29 protein-coding genes and 1 pseudogene are annotated in these 23,008 nt (G+C 63.2%); 14 read left to right on the forward strand and 16 right to left on the reverse strand.

Annotated elements, in window-relative coordinates:
• The first annotated feature begins 32 nt into the window (after positions 1–32).
• The 3 genes from KMZ29_RS16150 to KMZ29_RS16160 all read left to right on the forward strand — a co-directional run bounded on the left by KMZ29_RS16150 (position 33) and on the right by KMZ29_RS16160 (position 3,285).
• Positions 33–521, forward strand: coding sequence for a MarR family winged helix-turn-helix transcriptional regulator (locus tag KMZ29_RS16150; protein ID WP_215620176.1), 489 nt, complete (start codon positions 33–35; stop codon positions 519–521).
• A gap of 171 nt (positions 522–692) precedes the next feature.
• Positions 693–1,013 (forward strand): hypothetical protein, encoded by a 321-nt coding sequence (locus KMZ29_RS16155; protein WP_215620177.1) that lies wholly within the window; start codon positions 693–695, stop codon positions 1,011–1,013.
• A 187-nt stretch (positions 1,014–1,200) separates the two neighbouring features.
• Positions 1,201–3,285, forward strand: a complete 2,085-nt coding sequence (locus KMZ29_RS16160; RefSeq protein ID WP_215620178.1) for a methyl-accepting chemotaxis protein — start codon at positions 1,201–1,203, stop codon at positions 3,283–3,285.
• Between the two features lie 15 nt (positions 3,286–3,300).
• Here the strand turns inward: KMZ29_RS16160 and KMZ29_RS16165 are convergent.
• The 3 genes and pseudogenes from KMZ29_RS16165 to KMZ29_RS16175 form a co-directional block, all read right to left on the reverse strand.
• A pseudogene (locus KMZ29_RS16165) lies at positions 3,301–4,009 on the reverse strand (GrlR family regulatory protein).
• 88 nt (positions 4,010–4,097) lie between these two features.
• Positions 4,098–4,247, reverse strand: a complete 150-nt coding sequence (locus tag KMZ29_RS16170; protein ID WP_215602199.1) for a hypothetical protein — start codon at positions 4,245–4,247, stop codon at positions 4,098–4,100.
• Positions 4,248–4,311: 64 nt separating this feature from the next.
• Complete coding sequence (locus tag KMZ29_RS16175) at positions 4,312–4,785, reverse strand: hypothetical protein (protein ID WP_215620179.1); 474 nt, start codon at positions 4,783–4,785, stop codon at positions 4,312–4,314.
• A 107-nt stretch (positions 4,786–4,892) separates the two neighbouring features.
• Here KMZ29_RS16175 and KMZ29_RS16180 point away from each other — a divergent pair, with 107 nt between their 5' ends.
• On the forward strand, positions 4,893–5,336 hold the full coding sequence (locus KMZ29_RS16180) for a DMT family transporter (protein WP_369810024.1): 444 nt from the start codon (positions 4,893–4,895) through the stop codon (positions 5,334–5,336).
• 2 nt (positions 5,337–5,338) lie between these two features.
• On the opposite strand, the gene KMZ29_RS16185 is transcribed toward KMZ29_RS16180, so the two are convergent.
• The 4 genes from KMZ29_RS16185 to KMZ29_RS16200 form a co-directional block, all read right to left on the reverse strand.
• Positions 5,339–6,055, reverse strand: a complete 717-nt coding sequence (locus tag KMZ29_RS16185; protein WP_215624296.1) for a tetratricopeptide repeat protein — start codon at positions 6,053–6,055, stop codon at positions 5,339–5,341.
• A gap of 34 nt (positions 6,056–6,089) precedes the next feature.
• Positions 6,090–6,773 (reverse strand): substrate-binding domain-containing protein, encoded by a 684-nt coding sequence (locus tag KMZ29_RS16190; RefSeq protein ID WP_215620181.1) that lies wholly within the window; start codon positions 6,771–6,773, stop codon positions 6,090–6,092.
• Positions 6,774–6,791: 18 nt separating this feature from the next.
• The gene (locus KMZ29_RS16195; RefSeq protein ID WP_305855078.1) at positions 6,792–7,481 is read right to left on the reverse strand and encodes a GrlR family regulatory protein; all 690 of its coding nucleotides are present in this window, start codon (positions 7,479–7,481) and stop codon (positions 6,792–6,794) included.
• A 171-nt stretch (positions 7,482–7,652) separates the two neighbouring features.
• Positions 7,653–8,690 carry a glutamine synthetase beta-grasp domain-containing protein gene (locus KMZ29_RS16200; RefSeq protein WP_215620182.1) on the reverse strand — a complete coding sequence of 346 codons (1,038 nt, stop codon included), beginning with the start codon at positions 8,688–8,690 and terminating at the stop codon, positions 7,653–7,655.
• A 558-nt stretch (positions 8,691–9,248) separates the two neighbouring features.
• On the opposite strand from KMZ29_RS16200, the gene KMZ29_RS16205 reads away from it, so the two are divergent.
• Entirely contained in the window at positions 9,249–9,449 is a 201-nt protein-coding gene (locus KMZ29_RS16205) for a DUF2735 domain-containing protein (RefSeq protein ID WP_215620183.1), read from the forward strand.
• Positions 9,450–9,542: 93 nt separating this feature from the next.
• Here KMZ29_RS16205 and KMZ29_RS16210 read toward each other — a convergent pair whose 3' ends face one another.
• Entirely contained in the window at positions 9,543–9,857 is a 315-nt protein-coding gene (locus KMZ29_RS16210; RefSeq protein ID WP_215620184.1) for an MliC family protein, read from the reverse strand.
• Positions 9,858–9,956: 99 nt separating this feature from the next.
• On the opposite strand from KMZ29_RS16210, the gene KMZ29_RS16215 reads away from it, so the two are divergent.
• On the forward strand, positions 9,957–10,703 hold the full coding sequence (locus tag KMZ29_RS16215) for a tyrosine-protein phosphatase (protein ID WP_215620185.1): 747 nt from the start codon (positions 9,957–9,959) through the stop codon (positions 10,701–10,703).
• A 33-nt stretch (positions 10,704–10,736) separates the two neighbouring features.
• Here KMZ29_RS16215 and KMZ29_RS16220 read toward each other — a convergent pair whose 3' ends face one another.
• A complete protein-coding gene (locus KMZ29_RS16220) occupies positions 10,737–10,934 on the reverse strand; it encodes a hypothetical protein (protein WP_215602208.1) in 198 nt (65 codons plus the stop codon).
• A gap of 224 nt (positions 10,935–11,158) precedes the next feature.
• Between KMZ29_RS16220 and fabG the strand changes: the two genes are divergently transcribed.
• Positions 11,159–11,839 (forward strand): 3-oxoacyl-ACP reductase FabG, encoded by a 681-nt coding sequence (gene fabG, locus KMZ29_RS16225; RefSeq protein WP_215620186.1) that lies wholly within the window; start codon positions 11,159–11,161, stop codon positions 11,837–11,839.
• A gap of 3 nt (positions 11,840–11,842) precedes the next feature.
• On the opposite strand, the gene KMZ29_RS16230 is transcribed toward fabG, so the two are convergent.
• On the reverse strand, positions 11,843–12,550 hold the full coding sequence (locus KMZ29_RS16230) for a hypothetical protein (RefSeq protein WP_215620187.1): 708 nt from the start codon (positions 12,548–12,550) through the stop codon (positions 11,843–11,845).
• 226 nt (positions 12,551–12,776) lie between these two features.
• Here KMZ29_RS16230 and KMZ29_RS16235 point away from each other — a divergent pair, with 226 nt between their 5' ends.
• From KMZ29_RS16235 to KMZ29_RS16245, 3 genes are all read left to right on the forward strand, one after another.
• Positions 12,777–13,463 carry a DUF2161 domain-containing phosphodiesterase gene (locus tag KMZ29_RS16235; RefSeq protein ID WP_215620188.1) on the forward strand — a complete coding sequence of 229 codons (687 nt, stop codon included), beginning with the start codon at positions 12,777–12,779 and terminating at the stop codon, positions 13,461–13,463.
• A gap of 28 nt (positions 13,464–13,491) precedes the next feature.
• Positions 13,492–13,791 (forward strand): putative quinol monooxygenase, encoded by a 300-nt coding sequence (locus KMZ29_RS16240; RefSeq protein WP_215620189.1) that lies wholly within the window; start codon positions 13,492–13,494, stop codon positions 13,789–13,791.
• 85 nt (positions 13,792–13,876) lie between these two features.
• Complete coding sequence (locus KMZ29_RS16245; protein WP_215602213.1) at positions 13,877–14,182, forward strand: hypothetical protein; 306 nt, start codon at positions 13,877–13,879, stop codon at positions 14,180–14,182.
• Positions 14,183–14,258: 76 nt separating this feature from the next.
• On the opposite strand, the gene KMZ29_RS16250 is transcribed toward KMZ29_RS16245, so the two are convergent.
• Together KMZ29_RS16250 and KMZ29_RS16255 are read right to left on the reverse strand one after the other, a co-directional pair.
• A complete protein-coding gene (locus KMZ29_RS16250) occupies positions 14,259–14,882 on the reverse strand; it encodes a GNAT family N-acetyltransferase (protein ID WP_215620190.1) in 624 nt (207 codons plus the stop codon).
• Positions 14,883–15,039: 157 nt separating this feature from the next.
• Positions 15,040–15,438 carry a PaaI family thioesterase gene (locus KMZ29_RS16255; protein WP_215602215.1) on the reverse strand — a complete coding sequence of 133 codons (399 nt, stop codon included), beginning with the start codon at positions 15,436–15,438 and terminating at the stop codon, positions 15,040–15,042.
• A gap of 208 nt (positions 15,439–15,646) precedes the next feature.
• Between KMZ29_RS16255 and KMZ29_RS16260 the strand changes: the two genes are divergently transcribed.
• Both KMZ29_RS16260 and KMZ29_RS16265 read left to right on the forward strand, forming a co-directional pair.
• On the forward strand, positions 15,647–16,441 hold the full coding sequence (locus tag KMZ29_RS16260; protein WP_215620191.1) for a cobalamin-binding protein: 795 nt from the start codon (positions 15,647–15,649) through the stop codon (positions 16,439–16,441).
• Positions 16,442–17,033: 592 nt separating this feature from the next.
• Entirely contained in the window at positions 17,034–17,996 is a 963-nt protein-coding gene (locus KMZ29_RS16265; protein WP_215620192.1) for an IS110 family RNA-guided transposase, read from the forward strand.
• Between the two features lie 725 nt (positions 17,997–18,721).
• On the opposite strand, the gene KMZ29_RS16270 is transcribed toward KMZ29_RS16265, so the two are convergent.
• Together KMZ29_RS16270 and KMZ29_RS16275 are read right to left on the reverse strand one after the other, a co-directional pair.
• Complete coding sequence (locus KMZ29_RS16270) at positions 18,722–19,075, reverse strand: DUF2200 domain-containing protein (protein WP_215620193.1); 354 nt, start codon at positions 19,073–19,075, stop codon at positions 18,722–18,724.
• A 159-nt stretch (positions 19,076–19,234) separates the two neighbouring features.
• On the reverse strand, positions 19,235–20,515 hold the full coding sequence (locus tag KMZ29_RS16275) for an ArgE/DapE family deacylase (RefSeq protein ID WP_215620194.1): 1,281 nt from the start codon (positions 20,513–20,515) through the stop codon (positions 19,235–19,237).
• 75 nt (positions 20,516–20,590) lie between these two features.
• Here KMZ29_RS16275 and KMZ29_RS16280 point away from each other — a divergent pair, with 75 nt between their 5' ends.
• The gene (locus tag KMZ29_RS16280; RefSeq protein ID WP_215624428.1) at positions 20,591–20,755 is read left to right on the forward strand and encodes a hypothetical protein; all 165 of its coding nucleotides are present in this window, start codon (positions 20,591–20,593) and stop codon (positions 20,753–20,755) included.
• Entirely contained in the window at positions 20,752–21,036 is a 285-nt protein-coding gene (locus KMZ29_RS16285) for a DUF6719 family protein (protein WP_249779710.1), read from the forward strand. Before KMZ29_RS16280 ends, KMZ29_RS16285 begins: the two co-directional genes overlap by 4 nt.
• A 45-nt stretch (positions 21,037–21,081) precedes the next feature.
• Here KMZ29_RS16285 and KMZ29_RS16290 read toward each other — a convergent pair whose 3' ends face one another.
• Positions 21,082–22,308, reverse strand: a complete 1,227-nt coding sequence (locus KMZ29_RS16290; protein ID WP_215620195.1) for a serine hydrolase domain-containing protein — start codon at positions 22,306–22,308, stop codon at positions 21,082–21,084.
• Positions 22,309–22,440: 132 nt separating this feature from the next.
• Entirely contained in the window at positions 22,441–22,851 is a 411-nt protein-coding gene (locus KMZ29_RS16295; RefSeq protein ID WP_215620196.1) for a hypothetical protein, read from the reverse strand.
• Positions 22,852–23,008 lie beyond the last annotated feature (157 nt).

Here is a 23,008-nt window from a genome sequence, read left to right on the forward strand (position 1 = left end):
ACTATTATTCTTGTATGAGAAAAGGCTGAGCAGTGGCACAGGTGCAAACGGCGACGGACCGGGAAGCGAGCGATGGCGTGATCGATCTCCAGCGCTTTTTCCCTTACCGGCTGGCCGTACTCGCCGAGGAAGTGTCGCGCACCGTCGCGCAGCTCTACAGCGACCGCTTCGACCTGACGCGGCACGAATGGCGTGTGCTCGCGGCGCTCGCGGCCAATCGCCAGATGGCGGCAAAGGACGTTGCCGGCTACACCACGCTCGACAAGATGTCGGTCAGCCGCGCGGTGGCCGCGCTGGAGACCAAGGCCTATCTGACCCGCGAGGAAGATCCGGCCGATCGCCGCAACAAGATCCTCAGGCTGACGCCGGCCGGCCGCGCGCTCTATCAGAAGATCGTGCCGCTGGCGCGTGCCCGCGAGCGCCACATCCTCGACGCCCTCACGTCAGCCGAACGCGCCGCGCTCGACGTCATCATGAAAAAGCTGCTGGGGCGCGCGCGCGACCTGCGCGAGCGCGGCTGATTTTACCCGACGTGCAAATCAAGATGCGCGGAGATGACGGTCTTGGTTGGCAAAAACCTCGCCGCGTCGTTTGAACGCACCTCCGCCTGGACGCGACTAGAAAGGCAGTCCGCCCCCATCCCTGCCGAGCTGCGGGAGGCGGACGCCATCTGGCCAAACGGGGGTAAAGCCATGACCGTACCGCAAACGCAGACGACCGCCACCGCCGGCCGCGGCGGGGTGATCGCGATCCTGCTGCCCTGTTTCTTGATCGGCAATCTTCTCTGGAAAGTGCTGATCCCGGCGCGGGATTTTCCGATGCGCACCGAGCAGGTCATGACCATGACCCTCGATCTCCTGATGGTCATGGGCCTGCTCGGACTGAAGAAGTCGATGCCCGCAGCGCTGTTCTGGACTGCGCTCTTCGCCGGCGTCGGGCTGTTTGCGCTGCGGCTCTCTCATGACGGCTGGTGGACCGGCCATCTCACCTATTCGATTCCTGCGATGAGGTGACGGCGCGCCGACGACCATCGACGAACTGATTGCCGAGGCAGCTTACCTGCCGCTGCGCGACGCCCGCGACTGGGTCGCCTGCAACATGAAGTAAAGGGGGCCTGAGAACATAAACCTGGGATTAAGCCGGATTACTTAGGGTTCAAGGGCCCCGCTCCTCTCCTCCGTCGCAATTGGTCCAAATCCCATGAAAATCGGTACCCTGCTGACTGCCGCGATCGTCTCGCTTTCCGCCGTCGGCGGCGGGCTCGCAGTCTACGTTGCCGCCACCAAATACCAGACGATGGACAAGGTTTCGGTAGCCCAGCGCCGGCTGGAGATCGTTCGCGCCGTCGGCGACATTCCGCGCTATCTCAATCCCGAACGCGGCTTCGCCACCAACATCCTGTTCGGGCCCCCCGCCGTGGATCCGAAGTTGCGGTCGGAGCTCAACGACAAATACCGTAAAAATACCGACGGCGCGCGCGACAAGATAAACGCGATCCGCAAGGCCCTGCCTGGCGACCTCGAGGACGGCGCCGCGGTCGCTGGCGCCATGGATGCCCTGAATGCCAAGTTCGCCGCGCTACGCGAGGCCATCGACAACGCGATTGACGGTCCGGCCGAGGCACGCCGCGACGCCGCCAAGAAGATTGTCGCCGACAACGCGGTGTTCAACAACGGCGTCACGGCGCTGCTCGGCGAGCAGGTCCGCAAGATCGCCCTGCTCGACGGCGACGCTTACCGGCAGGCAAGCTATGCCAACATCGCCTGGAATTTGCGTGACGTCGGCGGCTACAATGCAAGCCTGCACAAGAACGTCCTCGGCGCCAAGCGCGTGGCCACCGACGCCGAAAAGATGGATCTGAGCCGTGCCCAGGGCCGGGCCGACCAGATCCTGATGTCGCTGCAGGAGTTGCGCGGCAATCCCACGACGCCCGCCAACGTCGCAGCCGCCCTCGACCGCATGAACGCAGCCTATGTCGAGGGATTCGGCAAGGAACTGAAGATGATCAAGGAAGGCGCCATCAGCGGCAAATACGAGCACGACGCCGCCGCCTTTTTCGCGGAGTCGCAACGCGGCCTCGGTTCGGTCATCGAGGTGCGCGATGCCTTCTACGAGAACGCCGAACAGATCCTCGGCTCGGCCTGGTCTTCCGCGCGCTTCAGCTTCCTGATCGCGCTCGCCGGCCTCGCCGCCGTCGCAATCGCGAGCGTCGGCCTCGTGCTGATGGTCCGCCGCCGCGTCTGCAAGCCGATCGTCGACCTCACCGCGACGATGTCGCAGCTCGCCGGCGGCGACGTCGCCTGTGAAATCCCCGGCGCCGACCGCAACGACGAGATCGGCGCGATGGCGTGCGCGGTGCAGGTCTTCAAGGACAACATGATCAAGGCCGAGCGCCTGGCTGCCGAGAAGGAAGCGGAGAACGACGTCAAAATGCGGCGCGCCCGCATGCTCGACGATCTCACCCACGCCTTCGAGGCCAAGGTGACCGAACTGGTCGGCGGACTGTCGTCGGCTTCCGCCACGATGGAGGATACGGCGCAGTCGATGTCCTCGACCGCGGCGGACACCAACCGCCAGGCCGCCGTCGTCGCTGCGGCTTCCGAACAGACCTCGACCAACGTGCAGACGGTCGCCAGCGCCACCGAAGAGCTGACGTCCTCGATCTCGGAGATCAGCCGTCAGGTCGCCCAGTCCACCGCGATCGCGGCCCGCGCCGTCGAGAACGCCCGACGCACCGGTGATACCGCACGCTCCCTTGCCGAGGGCGCGCAGAAGATCGGCGACGTCGTGACCCTGATCCAGAGCATCGCCGAACAGACCAACCTCCTTGCGCTCAATGCGACCATCGAGGCGGCGCGTGCCGGGGACGCCGGACGGGGTTTCGCGGTCGTTGCTTCCGAAGTCAAATCGCTGGCCGGCCAGACCGCGAAAGCCACCACCGAAATCTCGGAACAGATCGCCTCGATCCAGACCGCCAGCGACGAGACGGTCACGGCGATCAGGAACGTTGCCGACGTAATCGCCGAGATCGATCAGATCGGCATTGCCATCGCTTCCGCCATCGAGGAGCAGGGATCGGCGACCAAGGAAATCTCCCGCAGCGTCCAGGAAGCCGCGCGCGGCACCCAGGAAGTCAATTCGAACATCTCCGGCGTCCAGCAGGCGGCCGACCACACCGGCTCAGCCGCCAATCAGGTGCTGGGTGCCGCAGAACAACTGTCAACGCAATCGCGGGATCTCGCCGGGCAGTTCAACCGCTTCCTGTCCGAGGTCAGGGCAGCGTAGCAACACGCCACCGGATTACGCCGGGCGCATCAGTTTGAGGGTTGCCGTAAGGCGTAGGCTGCGCTTGCCGGCGAGCGCGATCGCTTGGAGTTCGGCGCCCTGTTCGCTGCAGGTGCCGGAGAAGCCGATGCCGACCTCGTAGCCGCCGAACACCGGGTTCTCGCCCTTTGCCGGCGTGTGCTCCTGATTGACGATTTCGCCCTTCCAGCGGCCGTCGGCCGAGGTGTAGGAGCCGAGATAATAAAAGAAGGCGTCGCCACCGAGAATGCGGCCGTCGATCAGCAACATAACACCGGTCAGGCCGCCGTCGATGCCGTCGAGGGTGCGGATATCGATGGAATAGAGCCCGTTGACGATGCCGCCCGGCCCTACCGCGCCGACCGGCGGAACGGCCGCGTCGTCGAGCCGGGTGAGGTCGGCCCAGAACACGGCACCGGGCGCCGGCGCGGCGTTGCCCTCGAAGCGAAGCTTGCCGCCTTCGACCCTGCCCCGCACCTTGATCGCGGCGACGTCGGCGCCCATCAGCGGCTTGCAATAGGGGTCATCATTGTGGCGCTGGGTGATGATCTCCGGCTGATATCTCGCCGTTGTCCTGTTCGTGATAGGCGCCGAGATAGGCGAAGGCGGAATTGCCGCCCAGAAGCTTGCCGGCATGCATGCACATCACGCTGCGGCCGAACGCGTCGTTTACGCCGTACTCGGCCTTGTAAAGTCCGTCCAACAACGAGGGTACCCGGCAGCACTGTTGAATCTGTCGCTACCAGATAGCACCGCCGGACCGACGGGTACATGACGCCTTTGCGCGAAATCCGTCAGTGCCGCTTGAAATACTGCACGGCGCGCTCGTGCTTTTCCGCCGCCGCGCGCGACTTGAAGGTGCCGAGATTGCGGCGCTTGCCGGTCTTCGGGTTCACTTTTCGCGAATAAAGCCGATATTCGCCCGACGGCAGTTTGCGGATCATGGCAGAGCCTCCCTCGGCAAAGCATTTCCTCCCTCAACCGCGGTTCCCCGCTGGCGTTCCACCCCTACTGCTTGCCCTGCGGCGGAAACACCTGGTTGCTGAAGGGTTGCTCCGTCGGCACCCGCATCACGATATAGCCGCGGTCCATCGACTGATGGCAGCCGTTGCATCCCGCCGTCAGTTCACCGAACAGCTTCGCAAACCGCTTGCCGTCCTTTGCGGCAATCGCCTCGTCGATCGACTGAATCGGCGCCGTCATCGTCGTGACGTTGCTCACGGGAATGCCCTCATACATCACGGCGGCTTCTACCAGGCCGGCCTTGAGCTGGCCAAGTTCATAGGCCGCCAGTCCCCAGTTCTGGGTCTTGCCGGCGAACAACAGCTTGATGTGCCGCGTCTGGATCGAGTTCATGAGGTCGCCGAGCTGAGGAACATATTTTGCGCTGCCCGTCGCGCGCATGGTGCCGGACTGGGCAACGGCCAGCGACGTCAACGAGCAGGCCATCAGCAGTGCCACTATGTATCCGCGTAATTTCATTCGATGCTCCAACCGTCAGTCCTTATAGCGAAGTCATATAGCGTTTCGCGATTCCCGTCCTATTGATATCCATCAAGGCGGTCATGCGGAACCGACTGGGGGATAATGTGCAAGCCTTTTTCCTGTATGTATTCGCGCTCGGCGCCGGCGTCAGCGTGGCCGTCCAACAGGTGCTGAACGGCGGCCTCCGGGCGGCGCTGGGGTCCCCCGCCTGGGCAGGCCTCGTCAGCTATATCGGCGGCCTCCTGACTATGATCGTCGTGCTGCTCGCGCTCGGCGAGAACCTGCCGTCATGGAAGGCTATCGCCAATACGCCGTGGTGGGCCTGGTCCGGCGGCGTGCTGGGCGGCGTGTTCATCCTGCTGATGATCCTGCTGCTGCCCTCGCTCGGCGCGGCCACCCTGATCGCGCTTGTCGTCGCGGGCCAGATGGCTGCCGCGATCGCGCTGGACCATTTCGGCGCGTTCGGATTGGCAGCGCATCCGGTCAGCATTTCACGCCTGGCCGGCGCGGCGCTCTTGCTCGCCGGCGTGGTCCTGATCAGGGACTGAGGCTAGAAACAGAGGTTGGTGACGACGTTGCCGCGCTTGTCCTTGATCACGTAGGGGCAACGCAGGCGCTCCAGCGCGGCTGGATGATTTTGCGCGGCAGCCTTTTCAAACAGCGCGCGCGCAGCAGCGTCGTCCCTGGCGCCGCCGGTCCCCTCTGCCATCATCATCCCGAGCTGGTATTGCGCCTCGGCGTTGGTCTCGGCGGCCTTCGCCAGCAAATCCCTTGCCCTCGCGGGATCGGACGAGGTGGCACCACCGCCGCCGAGCGCTGCGAGATTAGTGACGCCACGCGGATTGCCGGCTTCGGCCGCACGCTCGAACAGCTTGCGCGCCTTGGCATCGTCTCTCGCGACGCCCGCGCCGGTCCCGTAGAGCACGCCGAGTTCGACCATCGCCGAACTCGAGCCCCTGTCGGCCGCCTTGCGCCAGGCGGCGACGGCCTCTGGCATTTGTCGGTTGGCGGCATAGGCTTGGCCGAGCTGGTACAGCGCGCGACGCGGCGCGCCGGTTGCAGTTTTACAGAATTTGATCGCGGTGGCGATATCGGACGAGGCGACGTCGGGCACACCCTTGACGTCGGCGGGCCTGTCCGGGTCGGAAGCAAGCCGGTCGCACAGAACGAGATCGGCGGATTGCGCCTGCGCCGAGGTCGGAACCGCCGCGATCGAGACCGCGACGGAGAACGAAAGCGCGTGAAGCGATCTGGTCAGAGCGCACATCTTGCCGGAAGTTTGCTTCGAAGGGCCGGCCAATTCAAGGCTCCAGCCCGGACTCCCGCAGCACCGGCGCCGCCTCCGGCGAGGCCAGATATTTCAACAACCGGTCGGATTGAACCACGTTGTTCGATGCCGCCAGGCGGCCGGCGGAGAATACGGCCGGGACTTGCAGGTCACGCGGAATCGGTCCGACGATCTCGACGCCCGGAACCAGCTTCAATTCGCTGATCTGCTGCACCGCGAGATCGGCCTCGCCGGTAATGAGCCGTTCAGCGGTGAAGCCCGACGGAATGATCGTTGCGCGGGCATTGATCTCATTCGCGATCCCCAGCCGCTCGATCAGTTGCACGAAAAAGATGCCGCTGGCGCCGATCCGCGAATAGGCCACGCGACCGCCCAGCAACGTTGTGCGCAACGCTTCCGGTGTAGCTATATCAGGAAGCGCGGCGCCGGCCTTCACGGCGATGCCGACAAAGGAGCGCGCCAGATCGGCGCTGCTGTCCGCCGCCACAATCCCCTTCGCAGCGAGATCGTCGAGCGCCTCCTTGGTCAGGATGACGACATCGGCGCCCTCGCCGCCGCGCATGCGTTCGAGCAGCGCCAGCGTCGGCGCGAAATCGGCGTCGATGCGTGCGCCACCTCCCGCTTCAAGTCGCGCCGTAAGATTGCCGATCGCGCCTTTCAAGGCGAGCGTCGACAGGACCCGAACCATGTTTGCCATCGATCTACGCCGGCCGCATCAGCTTAAGCACCGCGGTGAACCGGAGACTGCGCTTGCCCGCCAGCGCAGTCGCTTCCAGGAGCGCGCCGCGGCCGTCGCACGTGCCGGCAAAGCCGATGCCGACCTCATGCCGCCGAAGATCGGGTGCTCGCTCTTGGCTGGAGTGTGCTCCTGGTTGAGGATTTCGCCTTTCCAGCGGCCGTTCGCCGAGGTGTAGGCGCCGAGATAGTAGAAGAAGGCGTCGCCGCCGAGAATGCGGCCGTTGTTGAGCAGCATCACGCCGGTCAGGCCGCCATCGACCCCGTCGAGCATCCTGATGTGAACGGAATAGAGACCATTGACGATGCCGCCCTCGCCGACCGCATCCATGGGAGCCACGATCCGATCGGAGATCGGCGTCATTACCGAGCGAAACACCGCGCCCGGCATCTGCGGCGAGCCGCCTTCGAAGTGATAGACGTCGCCCTCCGCGCGGCCGCGAACATCGATGGTGGCAATGTCGGAGCCCAGCAGCGACCGGTAGTTGGGGTCGTCGTTATGGCGGTGGCTGGTGATCTCGGAGGTGACGACGCCGTCGACCTCGCTATAAGTGCCGTAATGCGCCAACGCCGAATTGCCGCCGAGCATGCTGCCGCCATCGGCGTACATCACGCTCCGGCCGACAGCGTCATCGACCTGGAACCTGACCTTGTAAAAGCCTTCTAGCAAGAAAGCACTTCCCGGCAACCACGATACAATCCAGCTATCTAGCCTGCTTCGCGAGCCCGGGAAACGGATTTAAACCGGGACCATAAAACGCCATGATCCGCCAAAGCGTTTGGCGCTTTGGCGGATCAGATTGCGGCCCGGACGCCCCCGCTCCGGGCCGTGCGTGAGCGCTTAGGCGGCAGCCGACTTGGAGGCGGTCGGGACCGAGGCGATCGTCTTCAGGATCTGCGAAGCGATCTGGTAGGGGTCGCCTTGGGAGTTCGGACGGCGGTCTTCCAGATAGCCCTTGTATCCGTTGTTGACGAAACTGTGCGGGACGCGGATCGAAGCGCCGCGGTCCGCAATGCCGTAGCTGAACTGATGGATCGATGCGGTCTCGTGCTTGCCGGTCAACCGTAGATGGTTGTCCGGGCCATAGACCGCGATGTGATCTTCGCGGGCCAGTTCGAACGCCTTCATCAGCTTCTCGAAATAGTCCTTGCCGCCGACTTCGCGCATGTAGGTGGTGGAGAAGTTGGCGTGCATGCCGGAGCCGTTCCAGTCGGTGTCGCCGAGCGGCTTGCAGTGATATTCGATGTCGATGCAGTACTTCTCGGTCAACCGCTGCATCAGGTAGCGGGCCATCCACATTTCGTCGGCGGCCTTGCGGGAGCCCTTGCCGAAGATCTGGAATTCCCACTGGCCCTTAGCGACTTCGGCGTTGATGCCTTCGTGGTTGATGCCGGCGGCGAGGCAGAGATCGAGATGCTTCTCGACGATCTCGCGGGCGACGTCGCCGACGTTCGAGTAGCCGACGCCGGTGTAATACGGGCCCTGCGGCGCGGGGTAACCGTCATTGGGAAAGCCGAGCGGACGGCCGCTCTTGTAGAAGAAATACTCCTGCTCGAAGCCGAACCAGGCGCCCTCGTCGTCGAGAATGGTGGCGCGCTTGTTGGTGACATGCGGGGTCTTGCCGTCGGGCATCATGACTTCGCACATCACCAGCGCACCGTTGGTACGCGCGGCGTCGGGATAGATGGCGACCGGCTTGAGCACGCAATCCGAACTATGGCCTTCGGCCTGCAAGGTAGAGCTTCCGTCGAAGCCCCACAGCGGAAGCTGTTCCAGCGTCGGGAACGAATCGAATTCCTTGATCTGCGTTTTGCCGCGCAGATTCGGCGTCGGCGAGTATCCGTCGAGCCAGATATACTCGAGCTTATACTTTGTCATTGAGCTCTCTCATGTTGGTGATGCGAAAGGTGGGGCAACCGAGACCCTATTGGTCGCCACACGCGTACCCGGCCGCCATCGGCCGCTTCTTACCAAGCAAATAAAATGCCAATAAGTGCGGTGCGGCATGCCTCCCCCGGGAGGCGGTCACGCCGGCGGCCCGACTGCCATGCAAATTCATGGTGCGGCAAAGCCGCGCGGGTCGCAGGGCCGGTTAGGCCCCGGAGAGCCCCGACTTGGGCCAGAATTGCGCCCGATAACGCGGCAGTCGGCAGGCCGCCCTTCGGCCCGATTAAATCCGCGCCATTCGAAGCCGGCCTTGACCGCGCCCTCCGGGCCACCTTCGCAATCATGGCCACGGCTTAAGCATTAGCCAGCCACCGGTTGCTTCCTCGGAGGCCATGGGCGGAAATGCTCAAAATATATACAGTGAGTGGCCTTGTTTTCATCAGGTTGCACTAACCGGGGGCACCAACGATATCGGGATCAGTAACGACTCGCGAACGAGTCGGGCGCACCATCAATTAACTGCGCGCCGCGCACCAGGAGATTATGGAGATGAATACAAGTTTGAATCATGGGTCCGCCAAGATCTACCAATTCCCTGCCGGGGGCCGCTCGGCTCTCGGGGGACGCCGCTACCAGGAGACCAAGACCGCCACCGACCTGGCCTCATCGCGCGTCAGCGAGATTGCCGTTGGCGGCGCTTGGTACCACGACGCTGCCATCCAGGAGTCCGAGCCGGGGCATGAAAGCTGATGCGGACGGCGCCCAAGATGCCAACGCACCGACGGCGGTTGGTGCGATCCCAGGAACGGAAAAAGGGTCGAAACGAAAGCGTTTCGGCCCTTTTTATATCATCTCGCACGCCGTCGCCCGCCGCTTGGCGCGCTTGAGGGTGGTGCCGGCCTTGGTGATCGTCAGCGTGACGCCACTGCCGGAATAACGCGAGCCAGACAGCGCCAGGCGCTTGCCAAGCGTCACCGATTTTCCATCGATCTGCAGATGGGCGCGCTTGTCGTATTCGAAAAACCCGACAATGAACTGGGAACCGTCGGCGCAAGCGTAGTTCTGGAACGTCGTCTGCGCGAATCCGCGCGTTGGACCGGCTGCGGCCCCCGCAACACACAGCGCCGCACCGAAAATGACGGTCTTTTGCCGATTCATGGTTCCCCCTCAAAGGGGAGTATAGACCAGAGCCATCCGATCAAGCGATATGCCTCTCCGCGATTTCGTCGCCCCCGCAGGGTGGCTTAAGGTAGTCCGATGTCAGAATCCCCTGCCCGTCATCTCGATCTGGAAGGCGCCAGCAATTTCCGCGATCTCGGCGGCTACCCCGGCAGAGGCGGCCGCGCCGTCCGCTGGCGGCAGATCTTCCGCTCCAACCATCTCGGCCATCTCACGGAGGCCGATATCGAGGTGCTGCGCGGCCTCGGCGTCAGGAGCGCATTCGATTTTCGCGGCACCGAGGAACGGGTTGCCGCCCTGTGCGGCGTCGCCGGGATCGCGGTGCATTCGCTGCCGGTCGAGCCGACCGTGGTTGCAGCACTGCGAGCAAAGCGTGACAGCGGCACGACCCTTTCATCCGCCGATGCGCTGGAGGTGATGCGCGATTCCTACCGCAATTATGTCCGTCAGAGCACGCCGAGCTTTCGCGCGCTATTTGGCCATTTGCTTGAGGACCGCGCCCCGCTGGTGATTCACTGTACCGCAGGCAAGGATCGCACCGGTTTCGCCTGCGCGCTGATCCTGCATGCACTGGGCGTGCCGGACGATCTGATATCAGAGGATTATCTGCTGACCAACCGGTTCTACCGGCGCGACCCCACCGCCAGCAACGACCTGCCCGAGGAAGTGAAGCAGGTGCTGGCGTCGGTGCAGGCCTCCTTCCTCGCCGCCGCCTTCGAGACCATCAACGCCGACTACGGCAATCTCGAAAACTATTTCAGCGAAGGCTTGCGCATCGGCGCCAGTCAACGCGCCGAACTGCAGTCGCGTTACCTGGAATCCTGATTGCTGACCCTCGAGAGGAACGGGAAAACCGCGTTACGCAGCCGCTTCCAATTCGGCGTCGAGATCGGCGATGACGTCCTCGAATGCCGAGATGGCCTGCTGAACCGCGGCGATCTGCATCAACTCCCAGCCGCTGACCGGGCCATTGCGGTTTTGCAGCGCGACAATCAGATCCCGCCGCTGCTCCTTGAGCTGAACAAGCGGTAAACCGTGATCGGGTAGATTTCTCATCGTGATGCGCCCCTGTCCAGTGATTGGACGATCCCAAGCCTAGCCCGATATTTCTGCAGTCCGCTTACGGAACTCCGGCAAATTTTATCGATCGGCCACCGTAGCAATACGGGGTGTTACGCCGTCGCAACCGGGTGCGCCCGCAGATGTCGGGGCAAGTGTTGCAAGGCCGTGGCGCATCAGGCATGTGAATTGTCCGTTGCGGCCTTCACCGGAGACCAATCATGGACGGAAAAGTCATTGTCGTCACCGGCGCTTCGGGCGCACTCGGCAAGGTGGTCGCGGAAGCAGCCCTTAAGCGCGGCGCGAAGGTGGCGGGCCTCGATCATGCGGCAACGCAGCTGTCGCCAACGGCGAGCCGGATCGAACTCGGCGGCGTCGATCTCTCCGATGCGGCCGCAGCCAAACAAGCCATCGACGCCGCTGCGTCGCATTTCGGCAAGCTCGATGCGCTGATCAATATCGCCGGCGGCTTTGCGTTCGAGGCGGTCGCCGAGGGCGATCCGAAAACCTGGCAGCGCATGTACGCGCTCAATGTGCTGACCGCGCTGAACGCATCGCGGTCGGCGATCCCATATCTCGCCGCTTCAGGCTCGGCGCGGATCGTCAATGTCGGCGCGATGGGCGCGCTGCAGGCGGGCGCCGGCATGGGCGCCTACGCCGCCTCCAAGGCGGGCGTGCATCGCCTCACCGAGGCGCTCGCTGCCGAGTGGAAAGGCAAGATCACCGTCAACGCCGTACTGCCGTCGATCATCAACACAGCAGCCAATCGCGCCAGCATGCCGAAAGCGGATTTCGCAAAATGGGTGACGCCGCAGGAGCTGGCCGACGTGATCCTGTTTCTCATAAGCGACGCCGCCAGCGCCGTCACCGGCGCTTTGCTCCCGGTGAGCGGGCGGGTCTGATCCCTACGCCTCCGCCATCCTCCTCAGCACCGCGCTGAAGCGAATGCTGCGCTTGCCGGCGAGCGCGGTTGCCTCCGCGACCGCGCCCTCATCGGTGTAGGTGCCGGAGAAGCCGATGCCGACCTCGTAGCCGCCGAACACCGGCCGCTCGCCCTGGCTCGGCGTATGCTCGTGATTGATGAGTTCGCCTTTCCATCTGCCGTTGGCGCTGGTGTAGGCGCCGACATAGTCGAAGAAGGCGTCGCCGCCGCGGATCTGCCCGTCGTGCAGCACCATGACGCCGGTATTGCCGCCGTCAACGCCGTCGAGCATCCGGATATGGATCGAATAGAGACCGTTGCGAATGCCGCCCTCGCCGGCCGCGACGACCGGCGGCGCGGCTTCTTCGCTGATCGGGGTCATCACCGAATGGAAGGCAATGCCGGGCAGTTGCGTGGTGCCGCCTTCGAAAAAATACTGCTCGCCCTGCTGCCTGCCCTTGAGCGACAGCGTGATCTTGTCGGTCTTGAACAGCGGCTGGAAATTCGGATCGTCATTGTGGCGCATGGTCGAGATCTCGACCGAGACCTCTCCGTTTTCGGTTTCCTGGTAGGTGCCGACGAAGGCGAAGGCCGAATTGCCACCCATCATCTTGCCGTCATAGACGTAGAGGACGCCACGGCGCGAACCGTGCACGGTATGCATCTCGACCTTGTAGAGTCCTTTCAGCATTGGCGCTCCGGCCCTCGACGAAATGCCACGCGACCCGGCAATCCCCTCTGGACTTGCAGGCCACCCGTCCGACGCTATCCGCCTTGTCCCGCAGTCATGCTACCCGCTCCCCCGCCCGCTGATCAAATCCCCAGAACGCAAATCAGGCTAGACTGGCATCGCTGAGTCGCGCCGGCGGCGTCGGGCCCATGCCGGAGCCCGCATCGGCGCCCATATCGGAGTCCCCTTGGAAACCGCGCTGTATCTGCCCGTCAAACGCTTCCTCGAGAACCTCGGCTTCACGGTCAAGGGCGAGGTCGGCGGTTGCGACCTGGTGGCCTTGAGCGGCGAAGAGCCTCCGATCGTGGTGATCGGCGAGTTGAAGCTTTCCTTCAATCTCGAGCTGGTTCTGCAGGCGGTCGATCGCGCCGGCGCTGCCGACGAGGTCTGGCTGGCCGCCAGGATGTCGGCGCGCGGCAAGGGCCGCGAGAGCGACGCACGCTATCGCAATCTGTGCCGCCGGCTCGGCTTCGGCATGCTCGCGGTCACCAACACCGGCGACGTCGAGGTGCTGGTCAAGCCACCAACGACCGCTCCGCGCCGCAATCCCAAAAAGCGCTCGCGCCTCGTCGCCGAGCACCGGCGGCGCAAGGGCGATCCCGCGCTGGGCGGCAGCACGCGCGCGCCGATCATGACCGCCTATCGCCAGCAGGCGCTGGCCTGCGCCTCGGCGTTGTCGCACGGACCGCGGCGGGTACGCGATCTCAAGCCTGAGATACCGGACGCGCCGAAAATCCTGCTGCACAACGTCTATGGCTGGTTCGACCGCGCCGAGCGCGGCATCTATGTCCTGACCGATGCCGGCCGTGCCGCGCTGAAGCGGTGGCCGCAACAGCCGGTGGATTTTGCCGGCGCCGGCGATGTAGTCCCATGACCATGGCAGGCAACCGCGGAGCAAGGCGATGATTGTGGTCACCGGCAGCGTCACGACCCGGCCGGATTCCCTGGACGAGGTCCGCAAGCTGAGCCTCGAGCACGTCCGCCGTTCGCGGCTGGAGCCCGGCTGTATCTCCCACGCCGTGCATGTCGATTGCGAGAACCCGCTGCGGCTGGTGTTTTTCGAGCAATGGGCCGATCGGGCGGCGCTATTGGCGCATTTCGCGGTGCCGGCCTCGCGCGATTTCGTCCGCGCCCTGCAGCCGCTCGCCGCAACCGCCACCACCATCGAGCTCTACGACGCGACCAGGCTGGAGAAGTTGTAGTGCATGGCTGCCTTGCCACGCCAATTCCATATTGCAATGCAACATAAGGGCACCTAGGTATCTGCCGAAGAGATGCGAGGCCCCAATGAGTGAAGACTGGAACACCAAGTACGGAACCCGGCGCGTGCGGCGCGACCCGCCGACCCTGGAAGAGGCGATTTTTGCCGCCGTCGGCATTACCGACGACCTGGAGGCGCAGGCGGAGATCGCGGCATCGCTGATGGGGCTGCCGATCGAAGCGGTTCAGGCTGAAGTGAAGAAGGCCGCGCGTCCCGTCTTGGGGCGTTCGACGACCCGCGTCATCGCCGGCGAACAGGGTGCGCAGCGCTCGGTCGTGGTCGAGCGCCGCATCGTCAGGAAGTTCGGCAACGACAAGCGCACCGGCACCTGACGTTCCTCATTCCGGCACCACTACAGCCCTTCGCAGATCCGGGATCGGCGAAGGGCTTTTTGCGACCGGTTACCGGTCAGGCCGTCCGGCCCCAGCCGTACATTCGCAGCCACATCTGCCAGTAGGCGCGGTTGATGTTGATCATCGCGCGCGCCGCATCGGCCGGGGTCGCGATCGCTGCCCTTGCCGGCTCGGGCTGCGGTCGCTGCCTCAGATCGATGCTCCCTGTGGATTCGCCGTGGCGGAACGTCAGATGCGCACCGAACTTGTGGGCAAGCGCCCGCATCGCCTGATTCTGCGCGCCGGTGGTGATCCGCAAGAAGTGGTAGCCCTTCGCGCGCGCTTCCGCGATCAGCTTCCTGAACAGGATGCTGCCGACGCCCTGCCGCCGTACCCGCGCTTCCACGCTGAAGGCGATCTCGGGCAGCGAATCCGCGGATTGATCCGGCGGATGCAGTTCGGCCGCGCCACGCACCACGCCGTCCTCGATATAGGCGATGATGACGGTGCCGTCGTCGGCGCATTTCTTGGCATAGCGTTCGATGAAGCTGTCATCCATGAAGCCATGGAAGCGGTCGTGCCGGCTCTCCGGGTCAAGCCTCAGGAGGTGGTCGCGCAGCAGCGGCAACTCCTCCTGCTGGCGCAGGGTCCGAACGGTGCCGCTGGCACGGGTCGAACCGGTAATAGCTTCGTGTCGCATCTGGTATCTCCTCTTGGATATCCCTCGAGGAGGCGTCGAATCCCTAGACGACAGATATTGTGCATCGCACCATCAATTTCAACCCCTTGTCCTGCCTCAATAAACGTCAGATTTTTGGTCACAATTTGTTAACCAATATGGGCCCTGCCGCCGCCTGTCAGAGCACCATCTGGGTCTGGGTCACGACCGCCACGAGCTTGCCGTCCTCGGTCTCCAGCCGGGTCTGCCAGACCTGGGTGCGGCGGCCGCGATGCACCGGCGTTGCGGTCGCAATCACCGTCGTCCCTTCCCTGGCGCCGCCGATGAAATTGGTCTTGCTCTCGATCGTGGTGGTGCCCTTGGCATCCGGAGGCAGATTGATCACCGTCGCGGCAGCGCCGACCGAATCCGCGAACGCCATCACCGCGCCGCCGTGAATCGTATGGTGCAGCGTGCAGAGATCGGGCCGCACCAGCATCCGCGCCACCACGCGGTCCTTGTCAGCCTCGGTGAATTTCACGCCCTTCAATTCGGCAAACGGCATCTTCATCGAATTGAGTTTTTCCAGCGGCGTCATCCCGGTCGTCTCCCTTTTCTTTCAAATCGTCATACGCGGGCTTGACCCGCGTATCCATCAATCTTCATTGAAAACGCTTTTGATATGATGGATTGCCGGGAGCGCAGACAAGTGTACGTAGTCTGCGCAAGGCAGACTACGTTGCCCGGCAATGACGTTCAACGTAATTGCAGTGACAAACGATTTGTCATTCGCCATACCCTCTTCCATGCGCCAGTTCCCTCCTCGCCGGATCGTCTGTCTCACCGAAGAGACCGTGGAGACGCTGTATCTGCTCGGCGAAGAGGACCGCATCGTCGGCGTTTCCGGCTATGCGGTGCGGCCGCCGCGGGTGCGGCGCGAGAAACCGCGGGTGTCGGCCTTCATCTCGGCGGACATTCCGAAAATCCTCGCGCTGCAGCCGGACCTCGTGCTGGCGTTTTCGGACTTGCAGGCGGACATCGTCGCCGACATGGTGCGATCAGGCGTCGCCATCCATGTCTTCAACCAGCGCGACATCGCCGGGATTCTCGCGATGATCCGCACCCTCGGCGCGCTGGTCGGTGCAGCCGAGCGTGCCGATCGACTTGCAGCCGGCTTTGAGGCGCGCCTCGCAACCATCGCAGCCACGCCGCGGCCATCGGCGCGGCCAAGAGTCTATTTCGAGGAATGGGACGAGCCCCTGATCAGCGGCATCGGCTGGGTTTCCGAACTGATCGAGATCGCCGGCGGCGAAGACGTGCTGCCTCACTTGAGGTTTCAACAGGCCGCGAAAGACCGCATCATTTCGCCCGACACGGTGCGCGCCGCAGCACCGGACGTGATCCTCGCTTCCTGGTGCGGCAAGAAGGTGGTCCCCGACAGGATCAAACAACGGCCGGGCTGGAGCGAAATTCCGGCTGTCCGCAACGACCGCATCGTCGAGATCAAGTCGCCGCTGATATTGCAGCCGGGGCCAGCGGCGCTGACGGACGGGCTCGATGCGATCGTGAAGGCATTGTGGCCGACGTTGCCAGGCGCCTGACCATCAACCGTCATTGCGAGGAGCTGGTGGGCTATGTGCGGGAGCGACGGATGGTGGCGGGGCATACGGTTTGGCCTATCAACGTCATTGCGAGCGCAGCGAAGCAATCCATTCTTTCTTTGCCTGGAGCGAATGGATTGCTTCGCTGCGCTCGCAAAGACGTGGTGACATTTCGATTCGAATGTCAAACAGCAAATACACGTCCGCATTCTCGCGGCGGGAAGCGCCCGAGGTTTACGTGTCGTTGTCCCTCCAACGAAGAGGGAGCAGGGAATACCGGATGCGCGCTGCACCCGCGGTCTCGTGTGCAAAATGCACGAGTAAAAAACGCACACGAGCATACAGGGCAGCGGAGGCAATCCGACATTCCCTGCGCAATGGCTTTACGGCTTATAGCGCGCTCTTGTGTCCGCAAAATCTGCCAGAATGTGCGAACGGGCGGTTCTCACCAACCGCCCGTCGCTGGATCTGAGCCCGTTCGTGCTCGAAGGCCGTTAGAGCCTGCCGGGGAGCGTGGGACAGATCCGGTGTCTTCCTCAACCCGAACAGTTGCATGGGCTTAGAGCCCGGACCGAGCAAGGAAGGGAGCTGGATGATGGCACAAAATGATCTCGTTGTCGCGGGGATCGATGTCGCTAAAGACAAGGTGGATGGTTGCATTCGTTCGCTGTCGTTGAGGCGCACGTTCGCAAACACGGCGGAGGGCCGGCGCGAGTTGGCCTCGTGGCTCCGCCGGAAGAAGGTCGGCAAGGCGGTGATGGAGGCGAGCGGCGGCTACGAGCGCGAGTGGGCCAAGGTGCTGCGTGACGCCCGGATCGAGGTTCGGATCGTCGATCCGAAGCGGGTTCGCAGCTTCGCTCAATCGGCCGGGCGGCTCGCCAAGAATGACACGATCGATGCCGAGATGATTGCCTGGTTCGCCGAGACCTTCGACGAAGCTCGGGGCCAGGCCTACGATGCGACGCGCGAGCAGCTTCACCAGATGGTCAATGCGCGCCAGGCACTGAAGGATATGCAAACCAAGCTGGCAAGCCAGGGCGAGCATGCGTTACCGGCTGCGGTGCAGCGGATTCACGCCCGGATATCGAAGACGATCGCCGTCGAGTTGGTCAAGATCGAGGCTGAGATCTCAGCCATGATCCAGGCCACGCCGCGTTTTACCGAACTCGCCGAGATCATCGAAAGCGTTCCGGGACTCGGCCGTGTCACCTCTGCTGCGCTCATTGCCGCCATGCCGGAGCTGGGCCAGGCCAACAACAAGATCGTGGCCTCCTTGTTGGGTGTAGCTCCTTACGATGACGACAGTGGCCGACGTCGAGGCGAACGGCACATCAAGGGCGGACGGCGCCGGACCCGCAACATGTTCTATATGGCCTGCCTTGGGGCGGCGACACAGCACAATCCAGTGTTGAAGGCCTTTTACGACCGCCTGGTGGCGAAGGGAAAACTGAAGAAGGTGGCGCTCACTGCCTGCATGCGCAAGCTGATCAGCATTCTCAACATCATGATCGAGCGGCGCCAGAAGTGGGACGCCAAACGCTACGCGGTCAGCTGATCGAGCGAACCCTGCGCTCGGTCCAGGACCGAGCGCATGCAAAGCCAAAAGACCGGTGAGCGGACGGGGTCAAGGCCGTCAGCCGCCGAAGGCGGTGGCGCGCAGCGCCAGCCTTGAGGCCGGCCGATCACAGGTCTACGTAAAATACAGTTGCTCCCCGGCGATCAGGATTTGTTTGTCACCGTCGCCCCGCGGATTGATGGCTTGCCCGACGCCCGGTTGGGCCGGCTTCGCCTCCGCGGGACTTGACGCCAACCCAGAGGCTGTCAGGACCACACGACTTCACCGTACGCTTCAACACCGCTCGTCCGCACGTCCTGTGACCGCTCACGGGCCGTGAAGCCCGCCCTGCCATCCCATTGCGCGCACGATGCCGCCGCGTCCACCGCATCCCATCCCAACGTTCGTGACGATGGCCAACGCCCCTTCCTCCGGGACAGGATGGCGGGAGTCCTAGAAGTGATTTGCCCGACAGGTTAAGCGAAATTTTGCCCGACGGGTTGTTTTGTCGCAGGCGCCGCAGAACTCGTAGGATGGGTTGAGCTTTTCGCGAAACCCATCACCGCTCGTGCGGAATATGATGGGTATCGCTTCGCTCCACCCATCCTACGTGCTTAAGCTCTGAACGACGAGGCTTTCTGGTCAGCGCTTGAAAAGAATGGGCGGTGAGCCGGCCAACTCGCGCAATGTCGCAGAGCCAGGTGGGCGACGTTGGTCGTTCAGGATCATTTCTTTCGCAGAATTTTATCCATCGTTTTTCCCTGCGCCAGCTCATCGATTAGTTTATCCAAGTAGCGAATTTCCCGCATAGTTGGTTCCTTGATATCCTCCACTCGGACACCGCAAACCACGCCTTTAATCAAGGCTCGAGAAGGATTGATTTTAGGGGCCCTTGCAAAGAATGTTTCAAAGTCAGTCTGTTTTTCCAGTTGAGTCTCTAGCTCCTTCTGACCATAGCCCGTCAACCAAGAGATGACCTGATCGACCTCTGCTTTTGTGCGTCCTTTTTTCTCTGCTTTCGCAACGTAAAGTGGGTAAATGCTGGCGAAGCTCGTTGTATAGATCCGGTGTTTTGCCATGAGTGATCCAAAAGGGTCCCTTATTAAAGCACGTAAGCCAAGACCATCAGGGTGGCGGGCCGCCCCCACTTGCACAGAAGCCGTGCATCACTGCTCCCGGGCTCAGCGCAAAGTATTTGCACCCGAATGCTATTGAGGCAACGTGCTCAAATTCGTGGTCTAAATCGCCTCCACCCCGCACCATTCCGCGATGAACAGCGCGGTGGCCTTGGTCGATTTGCGCAGCGAGTCCAAATCGACATATTCGTTGAAGCCGTGCATCGCCGCGCCGCTGGCGCCGAAGCACAGGCTCGGGATGTTGTAGTTCAATCCGTAGAACCGCGTGTCGGTCAGCGCGGTGAACACGAGGTCTTCGACGGCTCCGCCATAGACCGCGTTGAAGGCCTTGCCGAAAGCGGCTTCCGGCGCCGCGGAATCCTTCAGTTCATAACCCTCCGACAGAAAGCCCGACCATTCCACGTCCGGCGGATTGTTGGAAAGGAAGCGATGATCGCGCGCCGCCGCCGAGACGCAGGCGAGGATTTCGTTCTGGCAATCGGAAACCGACCAGCCCGGCAGGATCGCGATCCGGCAATCGACATCGCACCACGCCGGCACGCTGGAAGCCCAGTCGCCGCCCTTGATGATGCCGGGATTGAAATTGATCGGATGCGTCACCGCCTTGAAATGATGGTCGGCCTTGGCGCGCTCGTTCCATTCGGCCTCGAGCTTTCCCAGCGCATGGATGAGGTGATAGGCCGCCATGATCGCGTTGGAGCCTGAGCCGGCCTCGAACACGTGCACCGGAAAGCCGCGCACCCTGAGGCGGAACCAGATCACGCCGACCTGCGAGCGCACCATCTTGCCGCCGGTCGGCTCGGGAATGAAGCAGGCGTCGGCGCGATAGCCGCGCTGCAGGGTCGAGAGCGCACCGACACCGGTTGACTCCTCCTCGATCACGCTTTGAAAGTGAATCCGTCCCGTCGGCTTCAGGCCGGCGGCCTTGATCGCATCGAGCGCATAGAGCGCACCGATGGTGCCGGATTTCATGTCGCAGGCGCCGCGGCCATACATCCTGCCGTCCTTCACGACCGGCGAGAACGGCGGCGTCTCCCACATCTCCAGCGGTCCGGCCGGCACCACGTCGCAGTGTCCCTGCAGGATCAGCGATTTGCCGGCATTGTTGGACGGCCGGTAGGTGCCGACCACGGTGCGCGCCCTGGAGAAATCATGCTCGATCGGCCCGAAGCCGCGCAGATCCTTCAGCTCCTCGACATCGATGTGCCAGTCGTCGACCTCGTAGCCGCGCCGGCGCAGGAGATCGCCGATCATGTCCTGGCAAGGCCCCTCCGCGCCGCGGGTCGAGGGTATAGCGACGAAGTCGCGGGTGGTGGCGAGCTGTGCGTCGAAGCCGGCATCGACGGCGTCGAGGATTTTTTTCTTGGTGTCGAGAGCGTTCATTTCCGTCACTTTTCCTGTTGGCGCTTTCAGAATCGCACCCGCGCCAATACACTCCGGGGTGAGATTTCGGCGCCCATGGAGACACGGATGCCCGGCAACCGCAATATCCTCTATCTCATCATTGGTATGCTGGTCGTCGCGGTGGGTGTGCTCGGCTACAACCTCTACCAGGCCAGGAAGCAACCGGAAGGCCTGCAGATCAATGTCGGCCCCGGCGGACTGACGATCCAGAACAAATGAAACAGGATGCGCGCGCCATCATGAAGTCTTCTCCGATCAGGCGATTGTCGATGCTGCTGCTCGCAGCTTTCGCGCTGTGCGCGTTGGCGCCATCGGCGATCGCCGAACAGGTGTCGCGCGAGCGGGACATCGTCAATCTGCGGTTGGGCCAGCGCGTCCTGGTCGATGACGGCTCCTGCCCCGCCGGCCAGATCAAGGAAGTATCCGGCGCCCAGTTGACCACAACGCGAGTCATCCCCGCGCGAAAATGCATTCCACGCCTGGGGTCCAGGAAACGCTAGACGCAGCGAGGCCCTCGCCGGCTGGCTTGGCGCCGCCAGCGATCCCTACCGGCTCCCGAATTTACGGATCACTCCGCGCCAGACTGCGTCGCGCTCCGCTGCGAAGGACTCTTTTCCGACGCTGGCGTTCCTTGCCGCGGCTGTAACGACCATCACGAGCTTGAGTTCGGGGTCAACGAAGATCGACTGACCATAAACGCCCAGCAAGGCGAACCTCCGCTTCCAGCCCGGAAAAGTCCAGAACTGGTAGCCATAACCGAAAAGCGGCGTGGCGCGCCCCGGCGCGAACGCTTCGGGTTGCCGGTGCCAGTCGGTCGCTTCGAGCAGATAGTCTTTCGGCACGACCTGCCGCGCGCCGACCGCGCCGTCATTGGCCAGCAGCACACCCAACCGTCCGTAGTCGCGCAAGGTCGCATTGAAGCTTCCCGACGCGCTTTCAATGCCGTCCGGCGTCTTGACCCATGTCGCGTCGGCTTCCGCGCCCATTGGCTGCCACAGCCGTCCGGTCAGGTATTCGCTGAGCGACGTTCCGGTCACCGCACGCAGCAGCACCGCCAGGATGACGGTTTCGCTGGAGGCGTAATGAAAGCGGGCGCCCTGCTTTGCTTCGCGAACCCTGAATTCACGCAATGCTTCGATCGATCCATGCCAGTTTCGAAGCACCGAGAACCGCGTCAGATCGTCCTTGCCGTCATAGACTTCCCTGAATGCGACGCCGGACGACATTCTCAGCACATTTCGGATCGACGTCTCACCATAGGGACTGCCGGCAAGCTTAGGCACGTATCTGGAGACCAGATCGTCCAGCGAAGCGATCTTGCCTTCGGCCAGCGCCATCCCGACTGCGATGCTGACGATGGATTTCGCCATCGAGTGGGAAACGAAGCGCTGCGACGGCTTGCGATCATATTGATAGCGCTCGAACAGCACTTCGCCATCCTTGATCAGCAGCAGGCCGGTGATGCGCCGGCGAGCGAGAAAATCGTCGAGCATCAGCGTCCGATTTTCGAACCGGTATTCGATCTTCGGCGGGCTGGCGGCCGTGGGAAGCGGCAGCGGTGAGGCCGCCTTCTGGAGCGTGTAGTGGGGTAACAGCGTGTCGAGGTTGCTGAACGAGCCAACCCGCACGCTTTCGTCGTAGAACCAGCTGGCGCGGGTGCCGATCGGATAGCCGGCCGATTTTCCCAACAGTTCTTCGTCGGGAGCGGCGGCGGCCGGGAACGCCAGCGCGACAAGCGCCGCGCACGGCATCAGGATTCGCCGTAGCTGCATTTGCCCCCTCATGCCGGCGGATCGCTGGACCGGCCGCTCAGGCTGCCACGGTTACATCAGGGGTTGTTGCGGTGTCGAGCCCGCAAGCTACGGGCCATTGCAGGAACAGGCGTCGCCCGGGGATTGCGGCGGTCAGTTCAGCGGCTCGAACATGCATTGCAGCGTCGGCTTCGCGATCTTGGTGAAGGTCGGTCCGATCTGGGATTGCTTGGCCGGCGGCACCCATTCGGTCTCGATGGTCGGCACGCCGGTCTCGCTGATGCCACGCAGCAGCGCTTCGCGAAGGTCGGTGTCTTCGACGGTGGCTGCGGCGTAATCGTGCAGGCAGCCGCACACGGATTCCGGATGCGCCCAGCGGCCGAGCATATGGGGCGCGCACAGGCGCACGAACTCGCCGCGGGGATCGGGCATCTTGAACAGCGAACGAAATTGAATCTGCTGAAGCTTGGTCTGCGGGATCGGGATTTGCGAGACCTCAGCCTGCGCCGAACCGGCCAAAGCGAGGGACACGACGATCACTGCGCAACGGATGCTTGAAATCATGATGGCCTTACCGGCAACTTTCTTTGATTGGCGCGGCTCCCGCCTCAGCGGGCGGCAACGACGATAGCCTGAGGAGCGGAGGTAGCGAAAGGCGACCCGTTATAGGCGAAGGTACCGATACCCGGCAAAGCACTATCCGACGAACCGGCCATCGAAG

The sequence above is a fragment of the Bradyrhizobium sediminis genome, assembly GCF_018736085.1.
Lineage (GTDB): Bacteria > Pseudomonadota > Alphaproteobacteria > Rhizobiales > Xanthobacteraceae > Bradyrhizobium > Bradyrhizobium sediminis.

Coding starts and splice junctions, on each gene's coding strand:
- KMZ29_RS16155 (WP_215620177.1), top strand. CDS start 693: ATGACCGTACCGCAAACGCAGACGACCGCCACCGCCGGCCGCGGCGGG.
- KMZ29_RS16160 (WP_215620178.1), top strand. CDS start 1,201: ATGAAAATCGGTACCCTGCTGACTGCCGCGATCGTCTCGCTTTCCGCC.
- KMZ29_RS16170 (WP_215602199.1), bottom strand. CDS start 4,247: ATGATCCGCAAACTGCCGTCGGGCGAATATCGGCTTTATTCGCGAAAA.
- KMZ29_RS16175 (WP_215620179.1), bottom strand. CDS start 4,785: ATGAAATTACGCGGATACATAGTGGCACTGCTGATGGCCTGCTCGTTG.
- KMZ29_RS16185 (WP_215624296.1), bottom strand. CDS start 6,055: ATGTGCGCTCTGACCAGATCGCTTCACGCGCTTTCGTTCTCCGTCGCG.
- KMZ29_RS16190 (WP_215620181.1), bottom strand. CDS start 6,773: ATGGCAAACATGGTTCGGGTCCTGTCGACGCTCGCCTTGAAAGGCGCG.
- KMZ29_RS16200 (WP_215620182.1), bottom strand. CDS start 8,690: ATGACAAAGTATAAGCTCGAGTATATCTGGCTCGACGGATACTCGCCG.
- KMZ29_RS16205 (WP_215620183.1), top strand. CDS start 9,249: ATGAATACAAGTTTGAATCATGGGTCCGCCAAGATCTACCAATTCCCT.
- KMZ29_RS16210 (WP_215620184.1), bottom strand. CDS start 9,857: ATGAATCGGCAAAAGACCGTCATTTTCGGTGCGGCGCTGTGTGTTGCG.
- KMZ29_RS16215 (WP_215620185.1), top strand. CDS start 9,957: ATGTCAGAATCCCCTGCCCGTCATCTCGATCTGGAAGGCGCCAGCAAT.
- KMZ29_RS16220 (WP_215602208.1), bottom strand. CDS start 10,934: ATGAGAAATCTACCCGATCACGGTTTACCGCTTGTTCAGCTCAAGGAG.
- fabG (WP_215620186.1), top strand. CDS start 11,159: ATGGACGGAAAAGTCATTGTCGTCACCGGCGCTTCGGGCGCACTCGGC.
- KMZ29_RS16230 (WP_215620187.1), bottom strand. CDS start 12,550: ATGCTGAAAGGACTCTACAAGGTCGAGATGCATACCGTGCACGGTTCG.
- KMZ29_RS16240 (WP_215620189.1), top strand. CDS start 13,492: ATGATTGTGGTCACCGGCAGCGTCACGACCCGGCCGGATTCCCTGGAC.
- KMZ29_RS16245 (WP_215602213.1), top strand. CDS start 13,877: ATGAGTGAAGACTGGAACACCAAGTACGGAACCCGGCGCGTGCGGCGC.
- KMZ29_RS16250 (WP_215620190.1), bottom strand. CDS start 14,882: ATGCGACACGAAGCTATTACCGGTTCGACCCGTGCCAGCGGCACCGTT.
- KMZ29_RS16255 (WP_215602215.1), bottom strand. CDS start 15,438: ATGACGCCGCTGGAAAAACTCAATTCGATGAAGATGCCGTTTGCCGAA.
- KMZ29_RS16260 (WP_215620191.1), top strand. CDS start 15,647: ATGCGCCAGTTCCCTCCTCGCCGGATCGTCTGTCTCACCGAAGAGACC.
- KMZ29_RS16265 (WP_215620192.1), top strand. CDS start 17,034: ATGATGGCACAAAATGATCTCGTTGTCGCGGGGATCGATGTCGCTAAA.
- KMZ29_RS16270 (WP_215620193.1), bottom strand. CDS start 19,075: ATGGCAAAACACCGGATCTATACAACGAGCTTCGCCAGCATTTACCCA.
- KMZ29_RS16275 (WP_215620194.1), bottom strand. CDS start 20,515: ATGAACGCTCTCGACACCAAGAAAAAAATCCTCGACGCCGTCGATGCC.
- KMZ29_RS16280 (WP_215624428.1), top strand. CDS start 20,591: ATGGAGACACGGATGCCCGGCAACCGCAATATCCTCTATCTCATCATT.
- KMZ29_RS16285 (WP_249779710.1), top strand. CDS start 20,752: ATGAAACAGGATGCGCGCGCCATCATGAAGTCTTCTCCGATCAGGCGA.
- KMZ29_RS16290 (WP_215620195.1), bottom strand. CDS start 22,308: ATGCAGCTACGGCGAATCCTGATGCCGTGCGCGGCGCTTGTCGCGCTG.
- KMZ29_RS16295 (WP_215620196.1), bottom strand. CDS start 22,851: ATGATTTCAAGCATCCGTTGCGCAGTGATCGTCGTGTCCCTCGCTTTG.